The following is a 13295-nucleotide window of genomic DNA, read 5'->3' on the forward strand; positions in this document are numbered from 1 at the left end:
TGCGCATGTCGCCGGGCCGCGCCCTTCCTAGTTGCCACGCACATATGGATGCGCGTTTTGCGTCGTTGGAAACACGGCACTCAGCGGACAGCATCGGCAGTCCCGAAACTGCTTTGGAGGGAGTTCCATGACCCGCAAGACCCAGACCGAGATCGACAGGACCCAGGACAGCCGCTGCGCCCATGGCGCCGATTGCGGTGCTTTCGGAGCGCTCGATGCTCCCGAGGCGGCCGAGCCCTCGCTCTCGCGCCGCACCCTGATCCGCGCCGGCGCCGCAGCCGGCGCGCTGGGCTCGGCCGCCTGGTTCAGCGGCCGCGCCGGGGCGCAGCCGCGCCAGAAGATCACCTTTGCCTGGAGCCAGGCCAGCTTCTGCCATTCGCCCATTCCCGTGGCGCTGGAGCGCGGCTTCTTCGAGCGCAACGGCCTGGACGTGGAACTGCTGAACTGGGGCGGCTCGGCCGACCAGTTGCTGGAGGCGCTGGCCACGGGCAAGGCCGATGCGGGCGCGGGCCTGATCCACCGCTGGATCAAGCCGCTGGAGGCGGGGCTGGATGTCAAGCTCATCGGCAGCGTGCACGGCGGCTGCCTGCGCCTGGTCGGCCTGAAGTCGGCCGGCGTCACGCTGGACCCCAGCACGCTCAAGGGCAAGACCATCGGCGTGGCCGATCTCAACAGCCCGGCCAAGCAGTTCTATTCCATCCACCTGGCCAAGCGCGGCCTGGATGTGGACAAGGACATCGAATGGCGCGTCTACCCGGCCGACCTGCTGGATGTGGCCGCCAAGAAGGGCGAGATCCAGGCCATTGCCGACGGCGACCCGAATCTCTACCTGATCGAGAAACGCAACCCCGGCACCTTCCTCGAACTGGGCAACAGCGCCAAGAACGAGTACGCCGAAAGCATTTGCTGCGTGATCGGCGCAGGCGCAAAGTTCGCCCGGGCCAACAAGCCCGCAGCGGCCAGCGTGGTGCGCGCGCTGACCCAGGCCTCGGACTACATCGCCGAGAACCCCAACGAAACGGCGAAGATCTTTGCCAAGTACTCGCCCAAGGTGCCTGTCGAGGACCTGCAACGCCTGCTGGCCGAGCTGACCTTCAAGCACCATCCGCACGGCAAGCCGCTGCGCGACGAGGTCCAGGCCTTTGCGGCCGACTTCCGCACGGCCGGCGTGCTCAAGAAGCAGACCGACCCTGGCCGCTTTGCCAGCCACATCACGCTGGACGTCCTCGCATGAGCACCGCAAGACCACGCTGGCGCCTGGGCGCCACGGATGCCGCACCCGGCCTGGAGCGGGAACAGGCGCAGGGCACGCGCAAGGCAGGCCCCTGGCGCACCGGCCTGCTGGCCGCCGCCGCCTGGGCCGGCCTGGGCATGCTGACCCTGCTGTGGCCCAACAAGGAGATCGGCTTCAGCGAATGGGCGTTCACGCAGGAGTTCGGCATTGCCGCCCTGGCCGTGTCCCTTTTGCTGCTGGCCTCGGCCGCGCTGCCTGTGCGACCCGTACGGGCAGCACGGCGCATCGACCGCTGGCTGCGCCCGGCCGGTGCCTGGCTGGTGGCCGCGCCGCTGCTGCTGGCGCTGTGGGAGACGCTGACGGCCAAGCTCGGCGCGCTGCCGCCGCCGTTCTTCGCGCCACCGCAAAGCCTGATCGACGTGGTGCACGAGGACTGGCAGCGCCTGGGCCTGTCCACGCTGTATTCGCTGCGGCTGCTGCTCAACGGCATCGTGTTCGGCGCGGTGATCGGGTTTCTCACGGGCGTGTGGATAGGCTGGTCGCGCATCGCGGGCTACTGGGTGCATCCGCTGCTGCGCTTCCTGGGGCCGGTGCCGGCCTCGGCCCTGCTGCCGCTGGCCTTTTTCTTCGCGCCGTCGAGCTACTCGGCAGCCGTGTTCCTGGTGGCGCTGGCCACGTTCTTTCCGGTGGCCGTGCTGACCTGGTCGGGCGTGGCATCGGTCAGCAAGAGCTACTACGACGTGGCGCGCACGCTGGGCGCATCGCCCTGGTTCCTGGTGCTGCGCGTGGCCATCCCGGCCGCCCTGCCCCAGGTCTTCGTGGGCCTGTTCATGGGGCTGGGCGCCTCGTTCTCGGTGCTGATCACGGCCGAGATGATGGGCGTCAAGGCCGGCCTGGGCTGGTATCTGCAGTGGGCCCAGGGCTGGGCAGCCTACGCCAACATGTACACGGCGCTGCTGGTGATGGCCGTGCTGTGCTCGGGCCTGATCACGCTGCTGTTCACCGTGCGCGACCGCACGCTGTCGTGGCAGAAGGGAACCGTCAAATGGTGATTGCCGCAGAACACGCCGCCAACGCCGCAGCCACGCCCGCCATCGCCGGGGCGGCCCTAGCCGGCGCGGCCATCGATGTGCAGGCCGTCAGCCACTGGTTCGGCCAGGGGCAGGGCGCGCTGCAGGTGCTCGACGAGGTCAGCCTGCAGGTGCGGCCCGGCGAGTTCGTCGCCCTGCTGGGCCCCAGCGGCTGCGGCAAGTCCACGCTGCTGCGCCTGGTGGCCGGGCTGGACGCGCCCACGGCCGGCGCCGTGGCGCAGGACGGCACGGCCATCACCGAGCCCGATCCCTCGCGCATCGTCGTCTTCCAGGACCCCACGCTGTTTCCCTGGCGCACGGTGCGCGGCAACGTGGCCCTGGGCCTGCAGGCACGCGGACTGCTGGACAGCCAGGCCCACCGCATCGACGAGGCCCTGCGCCTGGTGGGACTGGAGGATTTCGCGGACAGCCATCCCCACCAGCTGTCGGGCGGCATGGCCCAGCGCGCGGCCCTGGCGCGCGCCCTGGTCAACGACCCGCGCCTGCTGATCCTGGACGAGCCGCTGGGCAAGCTCGACTCGCTGACGCGGCTGGCCATGCAAAGCGAGATCCTCAAGATCTGGCAGCGCGCAGGCTTTTCCGTGCTGCTGGTCACCCACGATGTGGAAGAGGCCCTCTTCCTGGCCCACCGTGTGCTGGTCTTCAGCCAGCGGCCCGCCCGCATCGTGGCCGAGATCGATGTGGACCTGCCCTACCCGCGCCAGCGCGGCCACGCCCGCCTGTCCGAGCTGCGCCACGAGGCCCTGCGCCACCTGGGCCTGGACCAGACCTGGTAGCGCCCGCCTCCGATGCAACGCAGCGACTCCCCCGACTGGCTCAACCCCTTGATCGGCGCCATGCAGCAGGCCCAGGTCGGCCTGCTGCAGCTGCTGCATGGCCTGGGCCTGGCCGGCATGGTGGATGGGCAGCCCGCCTGGCCTTGGGCCCTGCGCCTGTCCGGCGAAAACCTGGTGATCGACCTGGGCCAGGCCCGGGGCCTGCTGTGGTCGCTGGCGGCCGTGGCCACCGCCATCGTTTTGCTGGTGCTGGCCCTGGCGCTGATACTGGTTCTGCGTCGCATCCGCCTGCCGGCCCTGGTGCTGACCGCGCTGGCCGCGCTCGCCCTGCTGCTGGCCCCCTGGCCGCGTGCCGACCTGATCCTGGTGCCCGCGCATGCCACCAGCTTCCATGCCTCGCCCACGGGCTTCAGCGTGGAGAGCATTGCGCGCGGCAGCGCGGTCTATGCCCAGCACTGCACGGCCTGCCACGGTGCCGATGGCCGGGGCCACGGCCCGCTGGCCGCCAGCCAGCCGGTCTGGCCCCCCAACTTCACCAGCCCGCTGTTGTGGCGCCGCGCCGATGGGGAATTGCTCTGGGCCATTCTTCATGACCGCCGCCCCGTGGAGTCTGGCGACGGCGCACGGGCACACGGCCAGGCCGACCGGCTGTCCAGCGACGACGCCTGGGCCCTGATCGACTTCATGAAGGCCCGCGCCGCAGGCCAGATGCTGCAGATCGCCGGCAACTGGCCCTATCCCGTGGGCCTTCCCGACATGGCCGTTCAGTGCGCAGGCCAGCCCGCACGCCGCCTGAGCACCTGGCAAAGCCGCCAGCAGCGGCTGAGGGTGGTGGCAGGCAGCGGCCCGGTGCAGGAAGACCCGCGCCTGGTCAGCCTGCAGCTGTCGCCCGATGGTGGCAACCGCGCCGCCAGCGCCCTGGACTGCACCGTCAACGACCCGCGCGCCTGGCAGGCCATGGCCCTGCTCAGCGGCTCGGAGCAGCTGCAGGGCATGCAATGGCTGGGCGACCGCAGCGGCTGGCTGCGCGCGCTATCGCGTCCGGGCGCCCAGGGCTGGTCGGAGGACGACCTGGTCTGCCGCACGGACACGCCCGCGAGGACGACGGTCGAGGCGACGACGGCCGCTGCGGCAACCGCCGGCCCGTCCGATGGCTCATCCGATGGCCTCGGGGCCCTGATCGCTCGCATGGATGCCGAACCCGTGCGGTTCATCAAGGGTGGGTTTGTGCACTGAGGAATCAGGCATCCGCCGCCATGAGGCTGGCATAGGCGCCCTGGAGCGCGAGCAACTCCCGGTGGGTGCCCTGCTCCACGATGCGGCCGCCCTCCAGCAGGACCACGCGGTCGGCGCGGGCCAGCATGGCGGGCCGGTGGGCGATGAGCAGCACGGTACGGTGCTCGCGCAAGGCGTCCAGCGCACGCAGCAGGGCTTGCTCGCTTTCGCTGTCGAGATGGGAGGAAGCCTCGTCCAGCACCAGCACGGGAGCACCGGTCAGCAGCGCGCGCGCCAGGGCGATGCGCTGGCGCTGGCCACCCGACAGGCGCATGCCTTGTTCGCCACAGCGCGTGGCATGGCCTTGCGGCAGCCCGCTGATGAAGCCATGGGCCTGCGCCAGCATGGCGGCCTGCTGTACCTCGTCGTCGCTGGCGTCAGGCCGGCCCAGGCGGATGTTGTCGGCGATGGAGATGTCGAACAAATGCACCTCCTGGCGGACCACGGCAAGTTGCTGCCGCAGCACGGCCAGCGGCAATTCACGAATGTCCATGCCGCCCATGCGCAGGCTGCCGGCGTCAGGCTCGCCCAGGCGTTGCAACAGCTGCACGCAGCTGCTTTTGCCGGCGCCGGACGCGCCGGCCAGGGCCACCATTTCGCCAGGCCGCAGGGACAGGTCCAGTCCGCGCAGCACGGGTACGCCGCCACGCTGCCAATGCACACCGCAGAAGTCCAGCGACGCCGTGGCCGGCGCCTCACGGGTTCCACTGTCCGCAATGCGCCGGGGCTGGCGCAGCAGTTGCACGATGCGGTCGGCACCAGCCTTCACATCGCCCAGCCTGCGCGCGGCCTGCGCCACTTCGGCCAGCGGCGCCAGCGCCATGCCGGCCAGCACCACCACGGCCGGCAGCCAAGCGGCATCGATATGCCCCTGGTCCAGCAGCCAGGCGGCCACGGCAGCCATGGCCAGGGCCGACACGGCCGGCAGCGGGTCCGCGGTGGCCAGTTGGCCCGCAGCAAGCGACGCATGCCTGCGCACCTGCGGGGACAGCGCCGCAGCCTTGTCACGCATGCGTGCCAGCCAGCGCGGGCCGGCCTCCAGCAGCGCCAGTTCACGCAGCCCGCGCAGGCCTTCCACCACATCGGCATTGAGTTCCCCCTGGGCCGCTGCCAGCGCCCTGGCCTGCCGCTGCGCCTTGCCGGCCAGCCACCAGGACAGCAGCACTGGCAAGGCAACAAAGGGCAGCCAGGCCAGGGCGAGCAGCGGATGCAGCCAGGCCAGCAGGCCCAGCGCCGCCAGCGGCACGCACAGGGCGCCGGACAGCTCGCCCAGCATGTGGGCGTAGAAGTGCTCCATCAGCTCGGCGTCGGCCGTGGCGGTGGCGGCGATGTCGCCGCTGCGCTGCGGGCCGGCCGCATTGCCTGCGCCCCGCTCCAGCCCGTCGTAGATGCCCAGCTGCAGTGTTTCTATCAACGCAAACGCCAGCGCATGGGAGGCATGGGTCTGCCACCATTGGCTGAGCGCGGCCACCAGCGCCGTCAAGGCCAATGCACCCAGTGCCGGTTGCAGCGCAGTCCACGGCGCGCCCATGGCGGCCTGTCCGGCAATCCAGGCAGCCAGCACCCAGGCGCCGACCACGGTAGCCTGCGCCAGCGCGGCGGCCAGCAACGCCGCTGCCAGCAGGCGCTTGTGCGACGCCACCGGCGCCAGCAAGCCGGCCCAGCTGCGGGGTTCATCGCGGATCATGCGGCCTCCTCCGTCGTCCTGTTGGCCTGCGACGCCGCCCAGAGCCGTGCATAGCGGCCGCCGCGGCGCAGCAGATCATCGTGCGTGCCCTGTTCGGCCACCCGGCCGTTTTCCAATACCACGATGCGATCCGCCTCGCGCGCCGTCTCCAGGCGGTGCGCGGCCATGACGAGAGTGCGGCGGCCCCGCAATGGCCGCAACACCTGCAGCAAGGCCTGCTCCGTGCGTGGATCTGCGCTGGAGGTGGGCTCGTCCAGCAGCAGCACGGCCGCACGCCTGAGCAGGGCACGCGCCAGGGCCAGCCGCTGGCGCTGCCCGCCCGACAGGTGCGCGCCGAATTCGCCCACCTCGGTCTGCAGGCCTTGGGGCAGGCTGTCCACCAGATCGGCCAGTTGCACATCACGCAGGACAGCCTCGATGTCGCGGAGGCAGGCCTGGGGGCTGGCCATGCGCAGGTTGTCCTCCAGGCTGCCGCTGAACAGCAGTGTGTCCTGGGCGACCAGGGCGACCCTGGAGCGCAACTGCGCCAGGCTCAGCTCCCGCAGGTCCCGGCCGCCCAGGCAGACCATGCCGCGCCGGGGATCGGCGGCGCGCCACAGCAGCGACAGCAGCGTGGACTTGCCGACGCCCGAAGGCCCCACCAGCGCCACCCATTCACCATCGGCGATATCCAGGTCCAGTCCGTGCAGCACCTCGGGCCGCCCCGGTTCCTGCCCCCGGTCATGGGAAAAGCACACCCCGCTCAGCGAGATGCGGCCGTCTGCAGGAGCAGGTCCGGGCCGCTGCGGCTCAGGCACGGGCAGCGGCGCGTGCAGCAGCGCGTCGATGGCATGCAGGCCGTCGCGCGCGGCCCAGGCCGCATGAAAGGCTCTCTCCAGCCTCTCCAGCGGCCTGAAGGCCTCACGCGACAGCAGCAGCACGGCGAGCAGCGATGCCGCATCCAGCCGGCCCTGGCCCAGTTGCCAGCTGCCCCACCCCAGGACACTGGCCATGCCGGCCAGGCCAACGAAACGCGTCAGGCCGGTGCGCAGCAAGGTGGCGCGCAGCGTGTGCATGGACTCGGCACGCAGGCGGGCGGCCCGTTCGGCCAGACGCATGCGCCAGCGCGCCGCGGCGCCAAAGGCCCAAAGGGTCTCCATACCGCGCAGGCTGTCCAGCAGCTGCGCCCCAAAGGCAGCCAGGGCCGCCATGACGCCGCTGGCCCCGGGCATGTGCCGGCGCAGCCACAGCCGGTCCAGCAGCGGCTGGCCCAGCACGAACACGGCCAGCAGCAGCGCGCAGCCCGCGTCCACCCAGGCCAGGGCGCCCAGCGCCAGCGCGCAGCCGAGCACGGCTCCCAGCAGGCTGGGAACATGGCGGCTGGCATGGACCTGCACGGCATCGACAGCCGCAACCAGCGTGGCCTGCAGCTCACCCGTGGGGCGGGCCGCAGCCCAGGCCGGCCCCAGGCGCATCAACCGGGCCAGCAGGCGTTCGCGCAGCACGGCGCGCGTGCGCATGCCCACCTGCTGCGCCCACCACTCTTCCAGCCACACCAGGACGCCGCGCAGCACCAGGGCCGCCAGACCGATCGCCAGCCAGGGATGCAGCGACGCCCCCTCCATGGCCTGGGCCAGCAGTCGAGCAAGGCACAGCGCGTGAACCACCAGCATGGCCTGGGCCAGCAGCCCGCAGGCCACCGTGGCCGCCAGCTGCGCGCGCGAGCGCGACACCATCCAACGTTCCAGCGAGGTGCTCATGACGGCTCCTGCCCACGGCCGCCCAGCGCGTGCCTCACGGCGACCAGACGCCGGCCGTTGACCGTTTCCACGACAGCCTGCACGCGGTAGACCTCGTGCAGCAGGGCGCTGTCCACCACCTCGACAGGGCTGCCGGCACGCACCACGCGGCCCTGGTCCAGCACCATGATCCGGTCTGCCCAGCCCATGGCCAGGTTGATGTCGTGCAGCACGGCCAGCACCACCAGTTGCCGCTCGTGTGCGATCTCGGTCACCACGTCCAGCACGCGGTGCTGGTGGTAGAGGTCCAGGGCGCTGGTCGGCTCGTCGAGCAACAGCAGGCGCGGACGGCGCACCAGGGCCTGGGCCAGACCCACCATCTGGCGCTGGCCACCCGACAGCGCAGCCAGCGGCCGGTCGGCCAGGGCCGTCAGCTCCAGGCGCTGCAGCACCTGCTCCACGGCGGTCTCGGCCTCATGCGTGCCGGCCAACGGCCAGCCACGGGCCGCCTGTGCGGGCTCGCCGGCCATGGCCGCGCTGAGCACGGACTCGAACACCGCCAGTCGCGAGCGTTCGGGCAGGCTTTGCGGTACATAGACCACCTGGCGCGCGCGCTGCACCGGCGGCTGGGAAGACAGCAGCGCCGTGCCCAGGCGCACCTCGCCGCGCATGCGCTGCAAGCCTGCAATGCCGCGCAGCAGCGTGGATTTGCCTGCGCCATTGGGCCCCACCAGCGCGTTGACCGAACCCGCAGCCAAGGGCCCCAGAGTGGCACCGCGCAGCACGGGTGCTGCGCCATAGCCCATGTGCACATCGCTGACATGCAGCGCGTTGCGGAATGGCATGCTCAGCGCTCCTGCCGGCCCGTGCGGGCAACGATGGCCATGAAAAAGGGAATGCCCACCAGCGAGGTCACGATGCCCACGGGCACCAGCACGCCCTCGATCAGCGTCTTGCTGGCCACCGAGGCCATGGACAGGATCAGTGCCCCCGCCAGCGCCGAGGCCGGCAGCAGCACGCGGTGATCGTCGCCCACCAGCATGCGCGCGATGTGTGGTGCGATCAGCCCCACGAATCCTATGGTGCCCACGAAGGAGACGGCCACGCCCGACAGCAGGCTGATGCGCAGCAGCGCCCAGCCTCTCAGCGCCGTGACCGGCACGCCCAGGCTGCGCGCGCGGTCCTCGCCCAGCGTGAGCGCGGTCAGCGACCAGCTCTGGCTCCAGGACCAGGGCAGGCACAGCGCCAGCACGGCGGCCATGACGGCAATCCGGTCCCAGGAGGCGCGTGCCAGGCTGCCCAGGGTCCAGAAGACCAGTTGCTGCAAGGTGTTCTGGTCGGCCACGAACTGCAGCAGTGCCACCAGGGCGTTGAAGCTGAACACCAGGGCGATGCCGAACAGCACCAGGCTTTGCACGCCAAATCCGCGCCACATGGCCAGCCCGTACAGCAGGCCCACCGACAGCAGCGCGAAGAGGAAGGCGTTGAGAGACACCACGTACTGCGCCGGCACGCCCGGCACGCCCAGTCCCAGCACGATGGCCAGGGCCGCGCCAAAGGCGGCGGCCGCCGACACGCCCAGCGTGAACGGGCTGGCCAGCGCATTGGCCAGCACGGTCTGCATCTCCGCGCCAGCCAGCGCCAGCGCCGCACCCACCAGCACGGCCATCAGCGCATAGGGCAGGCGCACGTTCCAGACGATGACGGCCTCCACGCGCGACACGCTGCCCGGATCTCCCAGCACCTGCCACAGCCGTGCCAGCCCCATGCCCGACGGGCCGGTGGCCACGTCCAGTGCCAGGCTGGCCAGCAGCGCCAGGGCCAGCAGCGCCAGCACCAGCCCGTGGCGGGCATGGCGGCGGCGGTAGCGCTGCGCGGCACCGGCCGCCGCAGCGCCCGTCTCTGCCGCCACGGCACTGGCCTCAATGGCCGCGCTCATCGGCCGGCCCCGGAAGGCAGGTCGGTCAGCAGCACGCCGGTCATCGGAATCGGCATGAAGCGCTCGTACAGCTCACGCCGCGTGCGCAGCGGGTCGATGTCGGCAAAGAGTTCGGGATGCAGCCACTTGGCAAGCGCCTCGACGGCAATCACATGCTCCGGCGAGTCGTAGAAGATGTGCCACAGGCCGTGCACGCGCCCCTTTCGGACGGCGGACAGCTCGCGCGTTTGGGCACGCTGCGCCACCGTCGCCAGGCTGGCCTGCGCCTGGGCAGGCGTGGCCTGGTAGCCCAGCGTCACGCCGCCATGGCCGCTGGCGAAGACGCCCGTGGCCACATAGACGGCAGGATCGCGCGACAGCACATATTCGAGGTTCAGCGTACCGATGGGACCGGGAATGCGGCCGGCGCCGATGTTGTCGCCACCGGCCAGCTCCACCATTTCCCCGAAATTGCCCTTGCCCGGCGAGCCACAGCAGTCGCGCAGACCGGCCAGCATGTCGATGAAGATGGCGGGCCGCTGGAACCCTTCCTTCTTGCGCGCCGCCGCGACACGCTGGCGCACGCGCTCGATGCGCTGCTCGTAGAAGGCGATGAAGTCCTCGGCGCGCTGCTGGCGGCCCAGCACCTGGCCCATCAGGCGCAGGCTGGGCACGGTATGGGTCAGCGGATGCTGGCTGAAATCCACAAAGACCACGGGCACGCCCGCCGCCTGCAGCTGGCGCACGGCCTCGCTGTCGGGCGCGGGCCCGTGACCGCCCGAGACGGCCATGAAGGCCACATCGGGACGCACGGCCAGGGCCTGTTCCACGTTGAAACTTTCGGGCGTGGCACCGCCGACCAGCGGCAGTTTCTCCATGGCAGGAAAGGCCTTGGAGAAAGCTGCATAGCCCTGGGTATCGAGCAGGCGGAAATCCCCCTGCCAACCCGCCACGCGCTCCACGGCCTGCCGGCCTTCCAGCAGGGCCATGGTGTAGACCATGCGTCCCTCGCCCAACAGCACGCGCTGCACGCGGTCCGGCACCTGCACGCTGCGCCCCGCCATGTCCGTCACGGTCAAGGCCTGGGCCAGCCCACTCCAAAGCGCCAGCGCCGCCACCGCAGCGCGCAACCCGCGCCGCATTCCTGTCCGTATTTGCATCTGTTTTCTTCTCTCAGTCGTTACCGGCATATCCAATGCAACCGACGCGCCCCAAAGCCTGGGACAGCAAGCAAGGGCCTGAGCCGGCCGCAACGCCCCGCAGCGAGGCTGCCGTCTCCCTCAGGGAGACGCCGCAAAGCGGCTCAGGGGGTCAAAACCGGCCGCGCAAGCTCACCTGCACATTGCGTGGCTCGCCATAGACATTGCCGAAGTTGGCCGGCCCGAATCCACCGCTGCCCAGGCGCATGTAGTAGCTGCGGTCGAACAGGTTGCTGACGTTCAGCGCCGCACTCCACTGCGGGCTGATGCGGTAGCCCACGCGCAGGCTGGCCGTGGCGTAGCCGCCCTGGGTGGCTCGAACAAGGGGCTTGCCGCCCTCGCTGTAGGTGCCGCTTTGGACGTTGATGCCGCCGCCCACATCCCAGGCGTTGAGCGCGCCCGGCAGCCGGTATGTGGTCCACAGCCGCAGCAGATGCCGGGGACTGAAGGTCCTGAAGGACTGGCCCTGATAGCTGGGATCGCGCTTGTATTCGCTGGTGTTGTAGGTGTAGCCGGCCATGGCCTGCCAGCCCGGGGCGATCTGTCCCGCCAGCTCGGCGTCGAAGCCCTGGCTCTGCACCTTGCCCTGCGCGGCGTAGCAGCAGCTGTCCACGATGACGGGCGACACGGCCACGGCGCGGTTGCTCTCCACGATGCGGAAGGCCGCCAGCGCCACCTGCAGCCGGCCATCGTTGAGCGAGCCCTTGATGCCGGCCTCGTAGTTGGCGCCGACCACGGGCGGCAGTCCGCCGCCATCCTCGCCCCGGTAGTTGCTCTGCACGCGGAAGATGTCGGCATAGCTGGTGTAGAGCGACCAGCGGGAGTCCAGATCGAAGACCAGGCCCGCGTAGGGCGTGAAGCGGCCGTCCTGCCGGTAGTCCGCCGTCTGCGCGCCCGTGCGCTGGTTAACGGAGTCGGTGCGCCACCAGCTCCAGCGCCCCCCCAGCAGCAGGGTCAGCGGATCGGCCAGCTTCAGCCGCGCGGCGCCATAGATGCCGTACTGGCGCGTGCGCGATCGCGAGTCCGATGTCCACTGCACGGCGCCCGGATCGGCGTAGGCAGCGGGGTCGAAGTCGAACACATTGACGGGAATGCCGCCAAAGCCCGGGAGGCTGCCGCCTTGCGAGCGCGCGTCGCGGTCGTACCAGTTGGCGCCCAGCACCACCTCGTGGCGCCGGCCCCAGGCCTGCCAGGCCCCGCTGAGCATGGCGTCCAGCGACAGTTGTTCGTTGTCGTAGTCATTGGCGCCACCCATCAGGCGGGGACCCAGGCCCGTGGCGCGGTCCACCGCGCCCGAGACATAGGCGTACTTGAGCGCGCTGGACTCGCGGTCGGAGACCGCCGCCAGCTTGAACTGCCAGTCTGCATTGATGGAATGGCTGAGGTCGGCGAAGACCTGGGTGGTCTCGAAGTCCCAGTGCGTCCAGGGCGTGCTCAGGAAGGTGCTGCGTGCCAGCCCCAGGTCGCCGCCGTCGGCGTAGCGCGGCACGCCCATCATGGGCGGCACCCAGTCGCGCGTCTGGTGGCCGGCGCCCAAGGAGACGGTGGTGGCCGATCCCAGGTCGGCCTCGACGATGCCGTACAGCGAATCGCGCCGGCTGCTGGCATAGCGCACATGGGAGTCGCGCTGGTCGTGCGCGGCCGCCAGGCGGGCACGCACCGACCCATCGGCGTTCAGCGGGGTGCTGTAGTCGATCTCGGCACGGGCCGCATTCCAGGAGCCCAGGCCCAGCGAGCCCGTGAAGCGCCGGTCGCCCGTGGGACGCTTGCGCACCAGATTGATCACGCCGCCGGGCTGGCCCGCGCCATTGAACAGGCCCGCGGCGCCGCGCAGCGTCTCCACATGGTCGAACATCACCATGTCAGGCTGGCTCCAGGAAGCGCCGCCTGTCTGCACGGGAAGGCCGTCGTACTGGAAGTACTCGATGGGATAGCCGCGCGCATAGAAGGCCGGAATGACGCCCGTGCCCGACAGGTCCACAGTCACGCCGGGGGTCTGCGCCATGATCTCGTCCAGCGTGTGCAGGTTCTGGTCCTCGATCTGCTGGCGCGTGATGACGGAGACCGAATGCGGCGTCTCCCTGAGCGTGGCAGGCAGCTTGGTTCCCACCGAGACGCCCGGGGCCGCGTAGCCACCCGTCAGCTCGGTGGGCCGGTCCTTGACCGCCTGGCCCGTGACCTGCACCTCGGGCAGCCTTTCCTCGGCCGCCCGGGCCAGGGCGCACTGGCCCAGGACGCAGACGGCCAGCGCGATCGATGTGATGGAAAAACGGGGCGGGCCGGCATCCCGGTCCGCAGAATCTGGCAGCGACATTCAACCCTCTCGAAGCAAATGAAAATCAATTGCATTCGACTGTAGGCAAGAGGAAGGCTCGCCGCTTTCGCTGGCCGGAGTTT

At 70.5% G+C, this 13295-nt stretch carries 10 protein-coding genes; 4 read left to right on the plus strand and 6 right to left on the minus strand.

Features of this window, described 5'->3' with window-relative positions; translation table 11 throughout:
• Positions 1 to 127 precede the first annotated feature (127 nt).
• The 4 genes from BO996_RS26630 to BO996_RS26645 are packed head-to-tail and all read left to right on the plus strand — an operon-like array spanning position 128 to position 4337.
• A complete protein-coding gene (locus tag BO996_RS26630) occupies positions 128 to 1234 on the plus strand; it encodes an ABC transporter substrate-binding protein (RefSeq protein ID WP_071956792.1) in 1107 nt (368 codons plus the stop codon).
• Positions 1231 to 2286, plus strand: coding sequence for an ABC transporter permease (locus BO996_RS26635; protein ID WP_071956793.1), 1056 nt, complete (start codon positions 1231 to 1233; stop codon positions 2284 to 2286). The genes BO996_RS26630 and BO996_RS26635 overlap by 4 nt, the downstream gene beginning before the upstream one ends.
• Entirely contained in the window at positions 2280 to 3101 is an 822-nt protein-coding gene (locus BO996_RS26640) for an ABC transporter ATP-binding protein (RefSeq protein ID WP_016450923.1), read from the plus strand. Before BO996_RS26635 ends, BO996_RS26640 begins: the two co-directional genes overlap by 7 nt.
• A 12-nt stretch (positions 3102 to 3113) precedes the next feature.
• Complete coding sequence (locus BO996_RS26645; protein ID WP_071956794.1) at positions 3114 to 4337, plus strand: c-type cytochrome; 1224 nt, start codon at positions 3114 to 3116, stop codon at positions 4335 to 4337.
• Positions 4338 to 4341: 4 nt separating this feature from the next.
• Here the strand turns inward: BO996_RS26645 and BO996_RS26650 are convergent, their stop codons facing one another.
• The 6 genes from BO996_RS26650 to BO996_RS26675 all read right to left on the minus strand — a co-directional run bounded on the left by BO996_RS26650 (position 4342) and on the right by BO996_RS26675 (position 13212).
• Positions 4342 to 6063, minus strand: coding sequence for an ABC transporter ATP-binding protein (locus BO996_RS26650; protein ID WP_071956795.1), 1722 nt, complete (start codon positions 6061 to 6063; stop codon positions 4342 to 4344).
• Positions 6060 to 7802, minus strand: coding sequence for an ABC transporter ATP-binding protein (locus BO996_RS26655; protein ID WP_071956796.1), 1743 nt, complete (start codon positions 7800 to 7802; stop codon positions 6060 to 6062). Before BO996_RS26655 ends, BO996_RS26650 begins: the two co-directional genes overlap by 4 nt.
• Positions 7799 to 8626 (minus strand): ABC transporter ATP-binding protein, encoded by an 828-nt coding sequence (locus BO996_RS26660; protein ID WP_034397043.1) that lies wholly within the window; start codon positions 8624 to 8626, stop codon positions 7799 to 7801. The genes BO996_RS26655 and BO996_RS26660 overlap by 4 nt, the downstream gene beginning before the upstream one ends.
• A gap of 2 nt (positions 8627 to 8628) precedes the next feature.
• Positions 8629 to 9720 carry a FecCD family ABC transporter permease gene (locus BO996_RS26665; RefSeq protein WP_062794115.1) on the minus strand — a complete coding sequence of 364 codons (1092 nt, stop codon included), beginning with the start codon at positions 9718 to 9720 and terminating at the stop codon, positions 8629 to 8631.
• Positions 9717 to 10859, minus strand: coding sequence for an ABC transporter substrate-binding protein (locus tag BO996_RS26670; protein ID WP_071956797.1), 1143 nt, complete (start codon positions 10857 to 10859; stop codon positions 9717 to 9719). The genes BO996_RS26665 and BO996_RS26670 overlap by 4 nt, the downstream gene beginning before the upstream one ends.
• Positions 10860 to 11010: 151 nt before the next feature.
• A complete protein-coding gene (locus BO996_RS26675) occupies positions 11011 to 13212 on the minus strand; it encodes a TonB-dependent siderophore receptor (protein WP_071956798.1) in 2202 nt (733 codons plus the stop codon).
• Positions 13213 to 13295 lie beyond the last annotated feature (83 nt).

Origin of the sequence: Delftia sp. HK171, from assembly GCF_001886655.1 — a bacterium.
Taxonomy (GTDB): Bacteria; Pseudomonadota; Gammaproteobacteria; order Burkholderiales; family Burkholderiaceae_C; genus Comamonas; species Comamonas acidovorans.